Annotated in this window: 22 protein-coding genes; 8 read left to right on the top strand and 14 right to left on the bottom strand. The window is 38.0% G+C overall.

Features of this window, described 5'->3' with window-relative positions:
- Positions 1–90 precede the first annotated feature (90 nt).
- The 3 genes from KVT27_RS07490 to KVT27_RS07480 all read left to right on the top strand — a co-directional run bounded on the left by KVT27_RS07490 (position 91) and on the right by KVT27_RS07480 (position 3,318).
- Entirely contained in the window at positions 91–2,289 is a 2,199-nt protein-coding gene (locus KVT27_RS07490; RefSeq protein WP_217581045.1) for a sensor histidine kinase, read from the top strand.
- Positions 2,264–2,890: a response regulator transcription factor gene (locus tag KVT27_RS07485; RefSeq protein ID WP_217581044.1), complete on the top strand. Its 627-nt coding sequence runs from the start codon at positions 2,264–2,266 to the stop codon at positions 2,888–2,890. Before KVT27_RS07490 ends, KVT27_RS07485 begins: the two co-directional genes overlap by 26 nt.
- 227 nt (positions 2,891–3,117) lie before the next feature.
- Positions 3,118–3,318: a cold-shock protein gene (locus tag KVT27_RS07480; RefSeq protein WP_012294314.1), complete on the top strand. Its 201-nt coding sequence runs from the start codon at positions 3,118–3,120 to the stop codon at positions 3,316–3,318.
- Positions 3,319–3,896: 578 nt separating this feature from the next.
- Here KVT27_RS07480 and ccsB read toward each other — a convergent pair.
- Together ccsB and KVT27_RS07470 are read right to left on the bottom strand one after the other, a co-directional pair.
- A complete protein-coding gene (gene ccsB, locus KVT27_RS07475; RefSeq protein ID WP_217581043.1) occupies positions 3,897–5,066 on the bottom strand; it encodes a c-type cytochrome biogenesis protein CcsB in 1,170 nt (389 codons plus the stop codon).
- A gap of 95 nt (positions 5,067–5,161) precedes the next feature.
- Positions 5,162–5,914, bottom strand: a complete 753-nt coding sequence (locus KVT27_RS07470) for a CPBP family intramembrane glutamic endopeptidase (protein ID WP_217581042.1) — start codon at positions 5,912–5,914, stop codon at positions 5,162–5,164.
- Positions 5,915–6,105: 191 nt separating this feature from the next.
- Here KVT27_RS07470 and KVT27_RS07465 point away from each other — a divergent pair, with 191 nt between their 5' ends.
- Positions 6,106–6,843 (top strand): class I SAM-dependent methyltransferase, encoded by a 738-nt coding sequence (locus tag KVT27_RS07465; RefSeq protein WP_036125595.1) that lies wholly within the window; start codon positions 6,106–6,108, stop codon positions 6,841–6,843.
- A 17-nt stretch (positions 6,844–6,860) separates the two neighbouring features.
- On the opposite strand, the gene KVT27_RS07460 is transcribed toward KVT27_RS07465, so the two are convergent.
- Genes KVT27_RS07460 through KVT27_RS07450 form a run of 3 tightly spaced genes read right to left on the bottom strand, consistent with a single transcriptional unit; the run spans position 6,861 to position 8,406 of the window.
- Positions 6,861–7,289, bottom strand: coding sequence for a GNAT family N-acetyltransferase (locus KVT27_RS07460; protein ID WP_036125591.1), 429 nt, complete (start codon positions 7,287–7,289; stop codon positions 6,861–6,863).
- Positions 7,286–7,774, bottom strand: coding sequence for a GNAT family N-acetyltransferase (locus KVT27_RS07455; protein ID WP_036125588.1), 489 nt, complete (start codon positions 7,772–7,774; stop codon positions 7,286–7,288). The genes KVT27_RS07460 and KVT27_RS07455 overlap by 4 nt, the downstream gene beginning before the upstream one ends.
- A complete protein-coding gene (locus KVT27_RS07450) occupies positions 7,774–8,406 on the bottom strand; it encodes an SMI1/KNR4 family protein (RefSeq protein ID WP_217581041.1) in 633 nt (210 codons plus the stop codon). The genes KVT27_RS07455 and KVT27_RS07450 overlap by 1 nt, the downstream gene beginning before the upstream one ends.
- Before the next feature lie 131 nt (positions 8,407–8,537).
- Here KVT27_RS07450 and KVT27_RS07445 point away from each other — a divergent pair, with 131 nt between their 5' ends.
- Positions 8,538–9,092: a GNAT family N-acetyltransferase gene (locus KVT27_RS07445; protein ID WP_036145928.1), complete on the top strand. Its 555-nt coding sequence runs from the start codon at positions 8,538–8,540 to the stop codon at positions 9,090–9,092.
- Positions 9,093–9,255: 163 nt separating this feature from the next.
- On the opposite strand, the gene KVT27_RS07440 is transcribed toward KVT27_RS07445, so the two are convergent.
- A complete protein-coding gene (locus KVT27_RS07440; protein ID WP_217581040.1) occupies positions 9,256–9,813 on the bottom strand; it encodes a histidine phosphatase family protein in 558 nt (185 codons plus the stop codon).
- Positions 9,814–10,724: 911 nt separating this feature from the next.
- Between KVT27_RS07440 and KVT27_RS07435 the strand changes: the two genes are divergently transcribed.
- Positions 10,725–10,895, top strand: a complete 171-nt coding sequence (locus tag KVT27_RS07435) for an aspartyl-phosphate phosphatase Spo0E family protein (RefSeq protein WP_025117185.1) — start codon at positions 10,725–10,727, stop codon at positions 10,893–10,895.
- 160 nt (positions 10,896–11,055) lie between these two features.
- The gene (locus KVT27_RS07430) at positions 11,056–11,526 is read left to right on the top strand and encodes a hypothetical protein (protein ID WP_036125579.1); all 471 of its coding nucleotides are present in this window, start codon (positions 11,056–11,058) and stop codon (positions 11,524–11,526) included.
- Positions 11,527–11,635: 109 nt separating this feature from the next.
- Here KVT27_RS07430 and thrS read toward each other — a convergent pair whose 3' ends face one another.
- The 8 genes from thrS to KVT27_RS07390 form a co-directional block, all read right to left on the bottom strand.
- The gene (thrS, locus tag KVT27_RS07425; RefSeq protein WP_217581039.1) at positions 11,636–13,549 is read right to left on the bottom strand and encodes a threonine--tRNA ligase; all 1,914 of its coding nucleotides are present in this window, start codon (positions 13,547–13,549) and stop codon (positions 11,636–11,638) included.
- Between the two features lie 598 nt (positions 13,550–14,147).
- The gene (locus KVT27_RS07420; RefSeq protein WP_036145935.1) at positions 14,148–14,504 is read right to left on the bottom strand and encodes a hypothetical protein; all 357 of its coding nucleotides are present in this window, start codon (positions 14,502–14,504) and stop codon (positions 14,148–14,150) included.
- A gap of 12 nt (positions 14,505–14,516) precedes the next feature.
- Positions 14,517–15,107, bottom strand: a complete 591-nt coding sequence (locus KVT27_RS07415) for a hypothetical protein (protein ID WP_036145937.1) — start codon at positions 15,105–15,107, stop codon at positions 14,517–14,519.
- A gap of 133 nt (positions 15,108–15,240) precedes the next feature.
- Positions 15,241–15,750 carry a hypothetical protein gene (locus tag KVT27_RS07410; RefSeq protein ID WP_208704303.1) on the bottom strand — a complete coding sequence of 170 codons (510 nt, stop codon included), beginning with the start codon at positions 15,748–15,750 and terminating at the stop codon, positions 15,241–15,243.
- A 134-nt stretch (positions 15,751–15,884) separates the two neighbouring features.
- Positions 15,885–16,349, bottom strand: coding sequence for a hypothetical protein (locus KVT27_RS07405; protein WP_036125569.1), 465 nt, complete (start codon positions 16,347–16,349; stop codon positions 15,885–15,887).
- Between the two features lie 51 nt (positions 16,350–16,400).
- Positions 16,401–16,883: a GNAT family N-acetyltransferase gene (locus KVT27_RS07400; RefSeq protein WP_036145946.1), complete on the bottom strand. Its 483-nt coding sequence runs from the start codon at positions 16,881–16,883 to the stop codon at positions 16,401–16,403.
- A 14-nt stretch (positions 16,884–16,897) separates the two neighbouring features.
- Positions 16,898–17,245 carry a DUF3147 family protein gene (locus tag KVT27_RS07395; protein ID WP_025117177.1) on the bottom strand — a complete coding sequence of 116 codons (348 nt, stop codon included), beginning with the start codon at positions 17,243–17,245 and terminating at the stop codon, positions 16,898–16,900.
- Positions 17,245–17,643 carry a MarR family winged helix-turn-helix transcriptional regulator gene (locus KVT27_RS07390; protein ID WP_025117176.1) on the bottom strand — a complete coding sequence of 133 codons (399 nt, stop codon included), beginning with the start codon at positions 17,641–17,643 and terminating at the stop codon, positions 17,245–17,247. The genes KVT27_RS07395 and KVT27_RS07390 overlap by 1 nt, the downstream gene beginning before the upstream one ends.
- Before the next feature lie 300 nt (positions 17,644–17,943).
- Here KVT27_RS07390 and KVT27_RS07385 point away from each other — a divergent pair, with 300 nt between their 5' ends.
- The gene (locus tag KVT27_RS07385) at positions 17,944–18,279 is read left to right on the top strand and encodes a hypothetical protein (RefSeq protein ID WP_036125567.1); all 336 of its coding nucleotides are present in this window, start codon (positions 17,944–17,946) and stop codon (positions 18,277–18,279) included.
- Positions 18,280–18,355: the final 76 nt, after the last annotated feature.

Genomic DNA, 18,355 nt, shown 5'->3' with positions numbered 1-18,355 from the left:
CGAAAGCCTCTATTTCGGTATTCCAAATTTATCAATAATTAGCGATAATATATAGGAGTTTATTATCATCTAGCAAACAGAGGTTTCAAAATGAAAAAATGGACATATTGTATTTTTCTTACCTATTTAATGCTCGGCATTTACGTATTAGCGATTGCCATAAAAACACCGTTTATTAGTCTCACCCTTGATACAACAAATAGGCAAGCAGCTATTATGGATAGCTACTACACTTCATGGGCTCATCAAAAAAATATTGAACAGGGTGATATTGTACTAGCTATTGATGGGCAGCCAGCCTGGGAAAATCGCTCTGTGCGATTGTTCTCACTGATTAGAAGTGCTAAACAATTAACTATCCAAAAGACGGATGGGACCATTCAAACAATTGATGTGAAGCATATTGATATGCCAGAAGAATTATATTTGCAAATTCTATTCCCAATGTTTTATTTTCTTTTAGCTTTCGGTGTGGCCATTTATTTATGGCGACGCAATAAAGATAACCCTCCGACATTTTTATTGACTTTATTTTTGTTAACCTGTTCGTTGGCCTATATTAGTACAGGGGCATCGGCAAGGGGCAATCTTATTGGCCAGATTGTGATTGGCATATGTATTATTTTATGCATGGTGCTGTTCATTCATTTTTTACAGCACTTTTTCTGCTACCTTCAAATCAAATGGGCTTATATAGACAGCAAATGGCTTTATTTTTCAGCACTGATCATCCCAGTTTGCTACTTACTGGAAGTTTTCAATCCTTCATTTCGAGAGATTACGCCTCTCCTGAACTTAGGTATATTCGCCATCCTAGTGCTATATGCTATTTATATTTTATTAACTAGTTATTTACGGACAAAATTGGCTAAAATTCGGTTGATTGCCATCGCCTTTATCGTTCCATTTTTGCCATTCCTGATTTTTTTTGTGACACCTGAAATTTTAGGTCATAAGCCGTTATTACATGCTGATATTGCCGCGTTATTTTTATTATTTATACCTTTTTCATTTTTGTTCATCCAAGTGAATGAACGATTATTTGATATTGAATACCAATTATCACGATTACGTTATTATTCAACGCTGGCGTTTTTCAGTGCCCTTCTACTGACAACTGGCATCGCCCTCTTGTTTATGGGTCAATTATCTATTGTCCATGGTACAAGTATTTTTTTACTAGTATTCATGGTGATGATGGCTAGTTTTTATATTAAGGAACGTATTGATTTTAAGTATCGAAAAATTATTTTTTCTTCTACTGGAAATTATGTACATAATTTATATGCCGCCGTGCAACGTATGGGCAAGGCTAAAAATCAACAAGAATTACTGGAACGCTTTAAGTATGAAATTACTGAAAAGTTAGGCACGACAGCCTTTCTTATAAGTACAGTCACAGAGGATACACCAGCTCCCCTGCTCGGAAGCCACTACACAAAATTGCTACTGCATGATGCAGGTGACGAAAAAATAATGTTAGAAATAAAGCATACGCTACAAAAGGAAGAACTACTGTGGCTAGAGCTACTCGCACTTTATGTTTCAATGTCTATTAATAATTTACAGCAAATTGAAGATTTAGTACTCGAAGTTCAACATATGAAAAACACCAGTGATACACCACTACCTTGGCTTGATAAACTATTATGGAATATTATTGAGAAGGAAAAGACTATTTTAGCACAGGAACTACACGATACGATTTTGCAGGAGCAGCTACATTTAGCAAGAGAACTCGATGTCCTTGCTGGCACTCCTATTATTCAAAAGGACACCATATTGGATATTCGTGAACAGCTCCTGAATGCCACAAAGGATCTACGAGAGTATTGTGAGAATTTAAGTCCACCATTACTCGATACTTTCGGCTTACAAATAGCCCTAAAAAAATTAATACAAAAGGTAAAAATACGGGCTGACTTTTTAGTAAGCTCTCAAATTGAACGAGTGGAATTTCAGGATGTCACGCTCCATCTAGTCGTCTATCGCCTAGTACAGGAGCTATTAAATAATGCGATTAAACACGCTAATGCTACAGAAGTTTCATTAACTCTACGAGCGATACCTCAAGGCTTTATTCTACAATATGATGATAATGGAGTAGGCTGTGATATTGAGGATTTAATTCAGTCCTCAGCTTCCATGGGCATTAATGGAATTCGTGAGCGTGTCCGTGCCTTTAACGGGGACATCACCATCCAATCTAGCCACAATGAAGGCATGCATATTTTTATTCAAATACAAGAGGACGGGGATTCATATGATGAACATACTTATTATAGATGACCATCCTGTCGTTTTAGATGGTACAAAAACATTGTTACAGGATTTAGTCAATGTCCAGATTGAAACAGAGCAGGATAGTGCAGCAGTTTTACTAAGAATGGATACGGAAGCCTTTCAGTTATTTCTCATTGATATTAATATGAAACCGATCAACGGTATCCAACTAGCAGAAATGATCAAGAAAAAACAACCAGAGGCCCTCATTATTCTTTATACAGGCTACGAGCTTGCCGATTATTATGAGCTATTAATTGAGAAAAAGATTGATGGCTTATTATCAAAACTAGCAACAAAAGAGCAAGTCATCCAAACGATTCAAGCAGCCCTACGTGGCGAAATATTACTGGCAGCAGACTTCTTAGATTTTGTCCAGCAACGATCCAATTTGCCGAATAGCCAGCAGGAAGTATTACTCAGCGATAAAGAACAGGAAATTTTACAGCTCGTAGCTCAAGGCTGTACAAATAAAGCCATTGCTTCTGCTATCGGTGTGACCCAAAGAACCGTAGAGAATTATTTATCGAAATTATTCGTTAAATTAAACGTTGAATCTCGTGCAGAGGCAGTCATTGTAGCAAAGGAAAAAGCATGGATTGACTAATGCTAGAAGAATATTTCATTACTAATACATTACAATTGTAAATTTTTTCTTACTAAAAACGGAATTTACTGGATATACAAACAATTCTGTACTATAATAAAACTAATAATTACATTACTTCATTGCTACGATTAAAAACTTGTATTCAAAGGCAATATGGCCTTTAAACACGCTTTTTATATGTATTGAAGAAATTGATTGTTGAATTTTTTTGGGAGGGTGTTTACATGACACAAGGGACAGTAAAATGGTTTAACGCAGAAAAAGGTTTTGGCTTCATCGCAGTTGAAGGTGGCAATGATGTATTCGTACATTTCTCAGCTATTCAAACAGATGGCTTCAAAACTTTAGAAGAGGGCCAAAAAGTTGAATTCGGCGTAGAAGAAGGCAACCGTGGACCTCAAGCAACGAATGTAGTGAAACTATAATATTCACCTAACATAGACGAGCAAATGAAAGAGACATCCCCTTTAAGGATGTCTCTTTATTCATGTCCTCGCAGCAAGACTCATGATTCCAATATACAACGGATAGCTACCAAGCATGACCAACAGAATAAGCCCTTGAACAGGTACTGGCATATCTTCTGGATCGGAAATGGGAAACAGATAGGTAAAAACCATAGTGAAAATCACAGTATACGGTAACCATAAAATCATTGTTTCATAAATTCAGCGACGATGCTCAAGCCATGTAATGGCGAGCTTATATATAAATATCGTCGCTACGCTAAAGCCCCTACTAATTGAACTATAAGCAAGACATGATCCAAATTGTCCGCTGTCCAGCCTGTAAGTCGTAGGAATCGATAATAATTGAGTTGTAATGCTATACATATAAAGAAAATCAAACTATACAACAGACTAACAATATTCAATTTTAGAAGAAAGGACATGGTCATCGAGTTTTTCCTTTCATCGTATGGCTTCGCTTGAATAGATTGAAGGCGTCCCTTCTATTTAATTGCGTTGCTCCTACATCTAATGGCAAATTGAGCAAAGGATCCCTACGCATAAGAATGCAAGCCTGCAATCACTAGATTAACAAACACCTGGTTAAACACAATGATACCGAAGCCAATGATGGCAAGCCAGGCTGTTTTCTCCCCTTCCCACCCTTTGGATAAGCGGAAATGGAGAAAGGCTGCATAGAATAAAAAAGTAATGAGAGCCCAAACTTCTTTAGGATCCCATCCCCAATACCGACTCCAAGCTATCTGTGCCCAAATCATGGCAAATAACAGACCACCTAATGCAAATAATGGGAAGCCAATGACAACTGCTCGATAGGAGATTTCATCCATTAATTGTGGCTGAACGCGACTTGTCCATGGCTTTAATATAGCACTCACCGATTTCCTTGTAACCAAACGAATGGCAACATATAAGACCGTACCCATCATAAATGCCCAGACAATCGAATTTGACTTTTTAGCATCTATTTTATTTGTTATTTCGATTAAACCAACTGCCTCACCATTTTCTGTGACTGCTCCTTTATTCACGATTAAGGGTTTCATGGAATAGACTACTTTTTCAGATTGACCTTGAGCATTCTCGAATTGTACTTGTAGGTCATTCGCTGTTAGGCTGAAAAAAGTCGAAATGCCGATAAATCCAATTACGACAACTAAGCAATACAAGACAAATTCTAACGAATATGTACGGATGGATTTTTTGGAAACATCCAATGTTCTTAATAAAAATATTAAACCAGTGGCAAAGGACACTGATAGAATCGCACTGGAAAAAGCGACGGTCATCACATGTATCGTTAACCAGTGACTCTGCAAGGAAGGTACAAGTGGTGACACTTCTTTAGTGAAAACGCTTCCATAGCCAAGAATGATTAAGGACACAGGAATTGTAAATAAGCCCACAACAAGTTGCTTGTATAAAAAATGGATGATGAGATAACTCCCTGTGAGCATGATGCCAAAGAACGTCATAAATTCATACATATTGCTGACGGGTGCGTGCTCTACAGCTACCCATCTCACCACAAAATAAACGACTTGCAGGACAAAGGCAGCATAAGTAAGGAGTATACCTAGCTTGCCAAACATCTTCCCTTTCGATTTGACTGCAAGCCCTAATGGCACAATCGCAATCAGTAGTAGAATGAAGGCAATAAATAAGGCATTGCTACTAAAGGATAATAAGGTTTCTTGATTCATCTAAATCCCTCCAACGTCTTTTAATACGGAATTTGCTTCCAAATAATAAGAACGCTACAGATGACAAGAAGTGCCATATTTTCCTTTTAAATTTTTTAATTTTTAAAAATTGTTACATTTTTATGGCAAAAAAGGAAGAGGAACAAGATGATGACAAGACATTTGACGATCTCTTGATTATCGGGAGAAACGGTCATATTCTGTCCATCCCCTAAGTAAAAGACATTCATCATTCCATGAAAAATAGCCACAGGCACAATAGATTGACCTACTTCTCGAATGATTGAAAGCACGATGGATAATCCAAAAAGGAGCAACAAATACGTAGGTATTCCAACAGCTGGCATCACATAGGGCTTATATAGTACAGCTATAGGTAGATGCCATAAAGACCACCCTACTCCAGTAAAGATAGCGGTCTGCCAAAAGCTATAGCGTTGCCGCAAATATACATGAAAATTGCCTCGCCAGACGACTTCTTCTAGTAAAGCCGAGCCTGTACTAATGGTGAGCCCTATTAGTAATAACATACTCAGTTGAGATGGAGTGATAATGAGAAAAGATTGATAATGCGTCAAGTAAAAATAACTATGTACTAGGACACCTAACGAAAAAGGGGTGAAAATACTGGCTAGGAGCCATGACCATTTAGGCTTTGTGAAGGAAAACGTTGATAAAATGGGTAGCTGGGTGAAAATCTTTTGAACAATAATCACTGATAGTAGTGGGATGATCATGGTAACACCAAGAAATGCTCTACCATGCTCTAGGAAAGTCAGAAAATAATGCGTCAAAAATGTGAGGCTATATATACAAAACATCGTCATGAGTAGAACATAATTTTTCATTAGTTTCCTCCTCAAAAAACAAACCATATATTTGTTAATATATGGAATTTAATCGTTATTAAATGATGGCATGCCTCTATCTACATCTTACAAAAAATCGGAATATAAGTCTATTTCTTTTTTGTCTCGCATGGGAAAATAAGAGTGCGCACAAATGACATAACGTTATGTTTCACAAGCTGGAGGTTAAAATGAAACAAAATATTTATGACAACCCTGAATTTTTCCATCAATACAAGGCATTACGGCAAAGACCATCTAATTATAATCACTTATTAGAGCAGCCTACCATGAAATCATTACTGCCCTCTTTAACGAATTTAGAAATGCTCGATATTGGCTGTGGCATGGGTGACTTCGCCCAATACTGTATCCAACACCACGCCAAGCATGTGACTGCTTTGGACGTTTCCAGTAATATGCTATCTATCGCTCAGTCAGAAAATGCACATCCACAAATTGATTATCAGCTTCAAGCAATTGAGGATTACGATGCATCCACCAATCGTTTTGATTGTATAACAAGCTCACTTTCGCTTCATTATGTTAAAAATTTTGAAGCCGTCATTGGACAAATTGCCCAAATGTTACGTCCAGACGGCGTTTTTATTTTCTCCGTGGAGCATCCGATTGCTACTGCTCGCCGAACGACGGAGGATAATTGGATTTATGATGAACAAGGTAAACAGCTACACTATGCAATGGATGATTACCAAGAAGAAGGCATACGACAGCAAACATGGCTGGTAGACGGAGTGGTCAAATATCATCGCACTATTGCTACAATCATCAATACATTAATCGACCATGGCTTTTCGATCGACAAAATGGTTGAACCTCTTCCAAGCGAGGAAGCTATTCAACAGCTTCCCTCTATTAAAAAGGAACTTCGCCGACCATCCTTTTTGTTTGTAAAAGCAAAAAAATAAAGACAAGCCTCACCCTACTACAGTGGTGAGGCTATTTTTACATAAATAATTTCTGGGTCACCGTCATCCAGATTATTAATAACGCCGCTTTTGACAAACCCTAAGGTCTGAAATACATGTTGCATACTTGTATTTGATTGATTCGTGGAGGAAAAAACCTTTACCGTTTTGCTTGTTTTTACATAGGCATTTATTAAGGCAGAGGCGATGCCCTTTCTTCGCGCTGATGGCTTAACAATGACTAAGGAAATAAAGTCATAGCCAAAAAAGTCCTCAGTAGAAATTAAGAATCCTGTAATATCATCAGCAAAATGGTGAAGCAGACAACGTTTCTCCTCGATGGCTTGCTGAATTTCATCACTTCTGGATGCGTTTCCTATCACCTCTTGATCGATTGCACATAGTGTCTGCAAATGCTCCAACCCTGCCACTTTTATATTGCTCAAATGTCCACATCCTTCATATAATAACTCATTACCTTTAGTTCTTCACCAAAGCCCGTCGCCTGTTTCCCTTCATCTACAAACCCACATTTTATATAGAGTGCCTGTGCCGATACATTTGGGATATTTACGCCTAGTACTAGCTCATTCATCAATGGAAAATGCTGACGAACAAAGTCTGGTAACAATTGGAGAGTTGCCTTTGCATAGCCTTTGCCCTGCTCATGATAATCGGTCGAAAATGAGCGAATTAGTAGCGCCCGTTCATTCGAGGAATAAGGCTTCACCCCTTCTTTTTCATGTAACACAAAAAAGGTTACGAGCTTGTCTCCATCTAAAGCTAAAACAGCATGTCTACTGTCATCCTCCTTAGCAAGTTCGATGCTATCCTTTGGCGACTTTGTATAGCGAAGCTGCTCCTCAGTAATGGTGTATTGATCTACTAACGATTGAGCCTTGTCCTCATAAAACTTCAATGTCAGAGCCATCAAAACTCCTCCTCGTAGAGAGCTGTAAACTCATATTCCCCTTCAACAAGCTGCTGTAAATATTCATCAAATGAAGAGGCGATGACCTCAAAGCTATCGGGATCATGGACATATCGAACCACTTGCCCCATTTTTCCGCCTTCAGCTGGCGAAAAATCAAGATACAAACTGGATGTTCCTCCATTATTCATGCAATCTGCAAAGCATAATCGTTCATTCAACGGTACGTGCATATTGACCCTTTTATCTATGTCCACATACTCTAAAAAGTCCTGATAACGCTCAAAAATCGTTTCACGCTGATGTTGAGCATCTGCTAGTATTTGCTCAACTGCCTTTAAATAATACGGATAATCCCCCAAATCGGAACCTAGTACAAGCACACTAATCGTTTCTTGTCCATGTTTACAATGGTAAGTACCGTTGACATCCTGTAGTAGTTCAATGAAGGATTGCGGACTTTGTGGAAATATTTCTAGTAAGCTTTCAATTTGTGCATCTGTGGCACCATTTGCTTTCTGTAATTGTTGTTGCTCCTCCTGCGGTAAATATTGTAGTAAATTCTTAAAATAGGCTGTATGCACGGCTATTTCTTCCTCTCTTAAAAAATATTCCCCGAAATTGGTATACATGGTACAATTTAAGCATTCAAACTAAAGGAGTTGTGCCTATGAGTGCGAAAATGGCAGTAGACGTTAAAGCTTTGCTATCAATCTAGGGGTTGTAACGTTACTTGCAGCCCTTATTAAAGGGAGAATCATACATGGATCATTATTTAAAAACATTTTTAACGGGTCAATCCATTACTTTACAGCAAATGGCCCCCGCTGACTTAGAATCATTTGTAGCCATTGAAAGTGAGACAAAAACATTACTACTAGCTAATGATGAAATTCCCTTCCCCCAAACGATGGAGGACCATTCCGCATTCTTTCGCTCTATCAGTGGGAAAAAAGATGAATTCTTCTTTGGTATATATGAAAAAGCGACTCACCAACTGATTGGTTCCTGTGGTGTTTTTGCCGTTAACTGGCAAAATAGCACCTGCTCTGTCGGCATTTCAATTGGACAGCAATGGCAAGGAAAAGGCTATGGCACGGATGCAATGAAAACACTTATTGAATTCATTTTCCAATACATGGCCATTCAAAAAATCAAACTGCAAGTATTCAGCTTTAATCCGGCAGCTATTCGCTCCTATGAAAAATGCGGCTTCACGAAGGAAGGCCATTTACGAAATGAAATATTCCGCTTCGGCACCTTCCATGACCTCATAGTATTTGGTTTATTACGTTCGGAATGGACCCAAGTCAAATAGTAGATGTTCCCCTGAGGAGATACTTAAATCATGTCTTCTTTGGGGTTCTTTTTTTACATCAACTCAGACTGGATTTAACGAATTCATCCACGTTGTTCTATCCAACTGCCTCCATCATAGTCAATTACCTGGGCGCTCCCATAAGACCATCACTAGTTGTCTGTCAGCCCTTTTGCCATACTCGCTCCACCTCTAATAAAGTCAGCTCACGGAAAGATAATCGGTAGATATCAGGCATAGATAGCTTTTGCCAAAATGCATAATCATACTGTGAATCAAAGGATTGCATCATTAGCACCATTATATTGCCATGTGTACCAATCACAATGCTGTCATGGGGGTGAGAAAGAATGATAGATTGTAAGCTCTGTACAGCCCGTATCATTGCCTGCCGATTGGACTCTCCACCAGCCCATGCAAAACTCGGCTCTTGCCAAACTCGTTGCAGCGCTTCTTGAAAATTTTCCATCGCTCCATCGGCAAGCTGTCGTTCCTTTAGTGCATCCACAATTTGAATGGGTACATCATGATACCTAGCAATACCCTGTACTGTTTGAATGGCTCTTTTATAAGGGCTCGAATAGATTGCATCGATGCGTTGATCGTTAAATAAATATGTCACTCGTTCTACATCCCTATTTCCTTTTAATGATAGTGGACGATGATATTCATCCTCGGAATAATCGGCATGTGCATGTCTCACAAAATATAATTCTGTCATTCGTGTCTCCTCCACTCATCCTTCGCTGAATTAAGGTAAATGTAATTACCATACAATGATTGCTGGCTATCCATTGAAAATTTCCAAATAAACATCCCTATCAGAAAGGCTCGTTTCATTCAAGCTATTCGTTCATTGCATCAAACAAGCCAATCCACTTCAAGCTGCTGCTCAAATATTTCTTTTATTGTATTCATGATTGCTATATGTAATTGCATATCATTCATTCAAGCGAATCAGCATTTACTCAACTTTTTGCCAACGTAGCAATCAAGTTAAAAAAGATGATACGTTTCTTATTTTTAGTATAGGTAATTCGAGCGGCTGGTTCCGGTGAGGGTTTCTTACCTTCCCTACATATGCTGCTAGTTTTTTTGGAAAACTAAACGACACAAAGTCACCCTTTCCTCCCCCTTCCATTATTCCATTAATTTCAAAAATTCTCAATAATTCTCCACACTCAATGAAATGTCCACATTTCTAAACAACATTAAAGCTTATTTGATAAAATGTGACAAGATACGTAAAGCGCCATAAATTGTTGGAAAATTCAATATCAAACAACAACTTTTCTCATAGTATAAATGGTTTAAGTAAATTCTTTTTCTCACTTAATTTTTTCTAAATCCAAACACGCAAACAACCCCAACAACTTCATCGTTAGGGTTTTTATACTTATATTTTAATCAATAATTGGAATTTTAACTATAACCTTTTAACTATAAAGAGAAAATAGTTTGTTTTTCACATAACAGGATGAAGGTCCCTATCTGTGACTAAATTACGAATTTGATTTACGATACACAATATGACATTTTTTTTAATATAAGTGATATACAATGAAAAAGTTGAATCGAGGTCATAGAACATTAATTTTATGAATAAGGAAAAAAAATTAGGAGGAAAATATCTTGGTAAACTTATTGCTTAAACAATTCTTGAAGGCGGAAATTGAGATCAAACGTAGAATTATGTATAAAAAAGCAAAGGATCTTGGTTTCACTCATCCGGCTGTAGTAGATTACAGTCAAGAATTGGATGTCCTACTAAATAGATATTTAAAACAAGCACAAGCTTCCTAATCATAACGAGGCATATAATAGAAGAAAGTATAGATATGGGTAAAGCCAGACCTACATTCTGGCTGGTTTTATCTTTGCATTCGGCTAGCCAACCTCTACATGTATAGATCACAACAAAGTAGGCGATGTTTTTGTTAAGAAGACATTTGGAGGTTGAATAATGCATGTATTCATCTTAACTTTTATGGTTGTTTCCAAAATATTATTGCCACCCCAACATTCAGTAGACCATACGGCACCCACACTTTGCACACCAACTGAAATAAATACACTATATCAATATCCAAACAACCAATTTCAATCGTTTCGTGATGAGGACGAATTTTATCAGCAGCTTAATCGTACAATTTACGAGGAATATCCCTATGCTTCATGGAATATTCGGCAAAAAATGGCCTTTAGAGATATAGCAGAGGCGACAGAAAATTTTTATTTACAAACTAATAGTAAACAAGAAACATTAGACCTCTCTCAACATACTTTTGTTCATCCCAATCGACAAGTTTATTTTTTAGCATCTTTTCAGCACAATACCGATGAGACCTATCGAAAATTTCTAGTCATCGACGCTGAAACACAAACCGTTTTACTTGGTCAATCCCAATTCCAAGAGAGGACCAAGGACCTTTAATTCATTGTATGCATCGCATCTAGATTCTAGTAGTCATTTCAAAAAAATAGAAATTATTTTTTTAAAAAGCTTGCCTTGAATAGTAGATCTATTCAAAGCAAGCTTTCTTTTATAAGCTCTTTTGTTTGATGGCTTCTGTCATTTCCTCTATTAATTGGGGCACCGAATATTCAACAGTGGCTTGTTGTCCATGTCTACGGACAGACACATTTTGATTGGTAGCCTCCCGATCCCCGATAACAAGGATATACGGTATTTTATGCAATTGCGCCTCCCGAATCTTTTTACCGAGCTTTTCCTGACGATCGTCAAGTTTCACCCGAATCTGTTCATATTGTAGGGCTTTTACTACTTGCTTGGCATAGTCTTGATGTGCATCAGCTACTGCTATGACTTGCACTTGTTGTGGTGCAAGCCAAATGGGGAACGCCCCTCCAAAATGCTCAATGAGAATACCTAGGAAACGATCAATGGAGCCAAACACTGCCCGATGGATGACAACCGGTCGAACTTTTTCATTGTGTTCATTAATATATGTTAAATCGAATTTCTCAGGTAGCTGGAAATCGAGTTGTACTGTGGCACACTGATGACTTCGTTGGATGGCATCTTTAATATGAATGTCGATTTTCGGTCCGTAAAAAGCCCCATCCCCCTCATTAATCGTATAGTCGATGCCTAAATTTTTCAGCACATTTTTAAGTGCCTCTTCTGCCTGATCCCATAACGACAATTCTCCCATATAGTCATCTGGACGTGTCGATAGTTCTACCGAATATTGGAAACCAAATACATTGTACACCTCATCTATTATTTTTAGAGCCAATGCAATTTCATCCTCAATTTGCTGCGGTGTTGCAAAAATATGTGCATCATCCTGACAAAATGACCTAACGCGTAACAATCCATTCAGTGCACCGCTAAATTCATGACGATGCACTTGGCCAAATTCCGCCATTCGTATCGGTAAATCTCTGTAAGAATGTAGGTTATTTTTGAAGATGAGCATATGTCCTGGGCAGTTCATTGGCTTTAAGGCAAAGCTTTGATCATCCACCTGTGTAAAATACATATTGTCTTTATAGTGATTCCAATGACCTGACTGTTCCCATAAGCGCTGATTCATCATTAGAGGTGTCCGTACTTCCCGATAGTCATATTTTGCTTGTAAATTTCGCAAATAGGATTCCAGCTCATTCCGTAAAATTTGACCATTCGCTAAATAAAAGGGCATTCCAGGCGCTTCCTCTGAAAACATAAACAATGACAGTTCTTTGCCCAGTTTACGATGATTTCGCTTTTCTGCTTCGTCTAAAAACACGAAGTATTGTTGAAGTTCTTCTTTTGTTGCGAAGGCGACCCCATAAATACGTTGTAGCATTTGATTGTCGCTATTGCCTCGCCAATACGCACCCGATACATGCATTAATTGGAAGTGTTGTAACTTCCCCGTAGATGGAACATGGGAACCTCGACATAAATCATAAAATTCCCCCTGCTCATAAATTGTCACAGTTTCATCAGCTGGAATAGACTCCAACAGTTCCAGCTTTAACGCATCATGAGTAAAAAGCTCCTTGGCTTCATTCCGAGAAACCTCTCGTCGCTTGATTTGTACATTTTCCCGCACAATTTGTTTCATCGTTTTTTCAATTTGTTGTAAATCACTTGGTGTCAGTGTATCTGCAATGTCTATATCATAATAAAAGCCGTTTTCAATCACAGGTCCTACCCCAAACTGTGCATGGGGGTATAGACGTTTGACAGCCTGTGCTAATAAATGGGCCGTTGAATGACGAATAACTTCAATTCCTTCCTTAGAGCTAGCATCATACAATGTAATTTGAGCATCTTCCATAATCGGGCGCGTCAAATCAACGATGGTTCCATTGACACTCCCCGCTACTGCCTTTTTGCGAAGCTCAGGACGAATCGCTTGGGCAATTTCGGTTAGTGTCACGCCTTTTGTAAATGCTTGCTGTTGACCATCTGGAAATTGAATGTGAATAACTTGATTTGACATGTTCTCGACTCCTTTAAGTTTTATCAATTTTGCTCTGGTGTCATAGAAGTCCTAATTGTGCATACAATTTGAAAAACTATGGACCTGCCAAAGACATGGTCCTCATTCAGCTTTAGAATGGGGACCAAAATAAAAAAACACATATCCGCCCCTATATAGGGACGAGTATGTGTTCATTACCCGTGGTTCCACCCAAATTCCCACTAGTAAATAGACTAGTGGCTCATTGATTTTGCTGTAACGTTGCAAAAGACGGTGCAAGTTTCCAAGCACAGCTCCAAGGTAGTAAGAAGGGATCACAACATTAGGAAGCTTGCAGCAAATGCCTCCCTCTCTGAAAATGGTTGATCAAATCTCTTGTCCTTATCATGGCTCATTTCATTTTTGCATGAAATTGTTAATTACTATAACGAATCCTGTTTTTTTTGTCAAACCTTGAAATAAAAAAATCATCCGTTTTAATGACCACGGTTGTTCGAGTCGAAATTTTATAACGCTTACATTTATTTCAACTACATACATAACGCGTCATACACGCTATCTCTCTAACAAATGAAACAATAAGACCAAAAGTTCAATATCGAATTATTATTATCCATTAATGATTCTTTATTTCTAAAGACTCATTTTCAGATAGCCACTGCATATGAATAATTGGCTTAGCATTCCGTTTAAAAAACTTCTCACTTTCTTTTTTCGTAAAGGAATAATACCCCTCTTTATTTAACTCCACATCCACTATATTTTGGGATTCCTTTTCCCCTTCAATGGTGATTTGTAAGGGCCCTAAATCATCCTTCTCATCCAGATAATATAAGCGTAATCCTTGATCAGAATTACTATGGTAGATCGCTTTCCAATGCTCACTCTTAGCAATATAATGCACTTCCTGCTCAGGACTCTGACAGGCTGTTAGCAGAAGTAGTAAAATCATTGGCACTATCCATTTCTTCATATTTTATTCCCCCTAACAATGCATGGTGACAGTCAACCCTGTTGGCTTTTCTTCAAACATATCTTTGTATTCTGTAAAAATAAAGCTGAGTCCTTGTATGTCATCTGGTAATGGAGGCGTCACTACATATCTATTACTTTCATGCTGGTCTGAGCCGCTTGCTCCTGTATGGTGGCATTCATAATGTTGGTCTATAAATAACCCTAAATAATGGCGGTTTAATCTTTGACGAATATCTTGATAGGAATCTTCCTCATCATCCCAGTCAATCAAAAGCTGTACAACACTTGCATTTTCGTATTGCCGAACATAGGAAACCGTATAGATTCGATCTCCTACTTCCTGCGATTGTAATACCGGAATATATTGACGAAATCCGACGGGCTCGACACGTGATTGATAGTATTTTTCTGATTTAATCACACTGAAAATCATGGCTAAAAATGTGTCATCGAAACCATATTTTTGTGCCCATTCCTTCATCATTTTATCTGTTGGGCTATCTTTTGTATGAGCAGAGAGCTCTTTCCGTTGACATAAGAGCGCACATAATTGCTCATCTATTGGCAATCGTTTTTGGTGTATGCTGGGCATTTCGTTCATCTACATCCTCCTCCATCCTACAAGTCCCTCTTCTTTTTATACGTTATTCCCCTCATTTAGTTCCATAATCAGCCTAATTTTACTTTTTAGCACTAATAAAAAAAGCTACCCTATTTGGATAGCTTTTTTCTAGTTAATTGATGACAACCTCATTATGCCAGCTAGTGGAATCTGATAATTGATATGTAATCATATTGGCCGTGACGGCAAGGATGACACCTGCTCTAGATGATCTATGGGAAATATCGGGATTTTCCAATACAAGAACAGCGTACCCTTCACCTCGCCCTTGATCATCAATTGCATTGGGTGCATGAATCTCAAAGGTTGAGTAGGACTGATTTTTTGTTGCATAAAGTAGTCTCTCCTCACGATACACACCATTCTCCTTTAGATTATAGCTAACAGGCATCCACCCATCAGACCATTCAACACTGCCAAGGATTTGACGTTTCCTACTAGCAAGTTTGCCGATAGAATACGTAAAATATATTTTCATTATCGCTTGATCTAATTCATTTTTTCCTTCTGAGGTGGCCGTTACTTCAAGCATAATTTCATTCTTCGAAAACTTTCTCATTAACACTAAAGCCACAGTGATAACACAGATAAATAGTACTATACCCATTAAGATAATTGCCATTAGGTCCCTCCTAGTATCACGATTGCTATTACTATAATATTACCATGATTTAGGAGGAATCAGTGCTTTTCAGCAAACAATCTTAGGAAATGACACAGGCATAAATGATAAGACAAAATTAGCGTGTCGTCTGTCTATTGACCTTGTTGAAGCTCCGCGGTTAGGGTAAAAGGTATCCGTAAATATTCATATTGAATCTTCACCTTTTTGATGTCGGCTGCTTTGACTTGAACCGCGTAGTGCTGTGGCTGCTTGCCAATGGCTTGTTGATCTATGTATGAACGAGGTAAAACTTTAACTTGCGTTAATTTATGAAATGACATATTGGGATTTCCCTCTAGTTTTGTTTCGACCTCAAATGGTTCAGACTTACTAACGATAAGCTCAGCACTGTCAGGAAGTTTTTCATTGACGAGTAGTTGTGTAAGTTTAATTTCACGTAATCCTTTATTTTCAATCGCAATGATCTTGACCGCTTCATTACCCTGCTTACTTGTGTAACTTTGAATGACAAGCGGTGGGTTACTCTTAAGATAAATCATAAATGCGGCGCCCACCACAAGCACACTTAGTAATAAGGCAAATACTATTTTTTTCATATGTTCCCTCTCTTTCCACTTTCTCAGTATAACAAAAAACAACCTGACTTTTTAGAAGTCAAGCTGTTTTTGTAGTCGTAATTCATCTCGTATCGCAATGCCATCATTGCCGATAAGTGGAATGGAAGGCTTATAGGCTCTTGCCTTTTCCACCGCATTAGGCAAGATTTCGATGAAGTAATATCCTCTTTTTTGATAAAACTTTAGGGCATGTAAATTATCATTCGTTGTAATAAGAGTAATGCTTGTACAACCGTTATCTAAAGCTATTTGTTCCACTGCTTGTACAAGCGCTGAACCGATACCTTTGCCTTCTTCAAGACTATCGAGAGAAATGATTTCACAGTCTTGCCTACGAATAATGTAAGTAACAAGCCCTATCATCTCTTGACGGTCATTGACAAAAGCGAAGCCCTCTAATTGACTACAGTCATAAACGCCACTTGAAATGACCATTTCTGTAGTTCCCCAATGCTCCTTAAAAAAATGAAGCACATTTTGTTGTGGTAATTGTTGAATTTCAATGATTGTCATGTCAGAACTCCTCGTTAAATGGATAGGTGAAAAACACCTGCAATGGCCTTTTGAATGCCTAAGAAAACTGCCCAGGAAAGAATACCTAGACCAATAGCAAAGACAATATGAATAGAGGATTTCATCGCCATGTAAATAACAAACAGCATGCACATGGTTGCCGGTAAACCAATAATGACACCAACTGTAAAGCGTTGAATATGCTCGCTCGATTCACTTTGAACCGTCAGCCAAATGATACTTAAAATACTCACTAAAGGTAATGCCGCAATAATTCCGCCATAGGAAGGAAATCTTCGCGCCACTTCTGTGACGACACCAATAATGGCTGCCGAGCTAAGAATTTTAAACAATGTATACATTATTTCGCCACCTCACTTAGACGTCGGAATGCCTGTAGGATGGCCTGCTGTTCCTGTTCTGTTAGCTGATTAAGTGCATGCTTGAGCTTCTCTTCATCTAATTCTGAGTTTTTCTTCAGTATTTGTAAGCCCTCTACTGTCAAATGAAGAATAACCTTACGTTGATCGTCACTCGCACGTTCTTTTGTCACCCAGGCATGTCTCTCTAGTTTTTTCACATGCTCTGACGCTGTATTAGGAGAAATATTTAATAACCCTGCAATATCGCGTACTGTTACCTCTTCTTCCTTTTGAATCATCTGTAAAATTCGCACACTTTGGTGAGAAATCACATCTTCATGTGTTGTATGTAGATGATAAAATATCGTAGTAAAATACTCATTTATATTTGTAATCATGTTGGTACCCCTTCTATATATCGTTGAATACGATTATATCGTAATTAACGATATATTAAAAGTACTCCCCATAAAGTTTATATTTTCAGATAGTTTACTAGAGCAAAAATGGCAAATGGAGTCTATGAGAAGAACCAACTTAGAAAGATATGATGATTCTCGTTAACAAAAATATGCTATTTCATTTTCATAAAAATCTAATTTTTTGCGCATCTTGCTAAAATATCATCGACTGCTACTTGTAGACATGGATGTTCTACAGTATTATTACTCTATTCTGAATTAAATTGAGGGCAATCTATGTTATACTTTCTGTATTTTTTAGTAGGCGGCACCATCATGGTTTTAGCGCTACTACTAAGCCAATCCAACTATTTATTTCTCTCAGGTGTCATTACGGCCCTGCCGATTTTGACATTGATTAACATGGGCATGCAAATGAAAAATATGAAAGCTTCTACCTTTCATACGGTCCTACAAAACACCGTATTTGGAGCGATCGGCATGCTGTTATTTACTGTACTCGTCTTCCTCTTAACGAACTGGTTTAAGCCTGGTACTTCGGTTATGAGTGCGCTAGCAGTCTATGCTGTGTTTATGCTTTCTGGCAAATATATTTTATCGATGTTTGCCTAACAGGCAAAAGGAGCTATCTTTTGACAGCTCCTTCGCATTATTTACATTAGCCCTATCTGTTATAGACTAACTTTTG

It is taken from the genome of Lysinibacillus sp. GbtcB16 (assembly GCF_019091145.1).
GTDB lineage: Bacteria > Bacillota > Bacilli > Bacillales_A > Planococcaceae > Lysinibacillus > Lysinibacillus fusiformis.
Note: the sequence above shows the minus strand (reverse complement) of the source record. Positions and strands in the feature narration are given on the sequence as shown.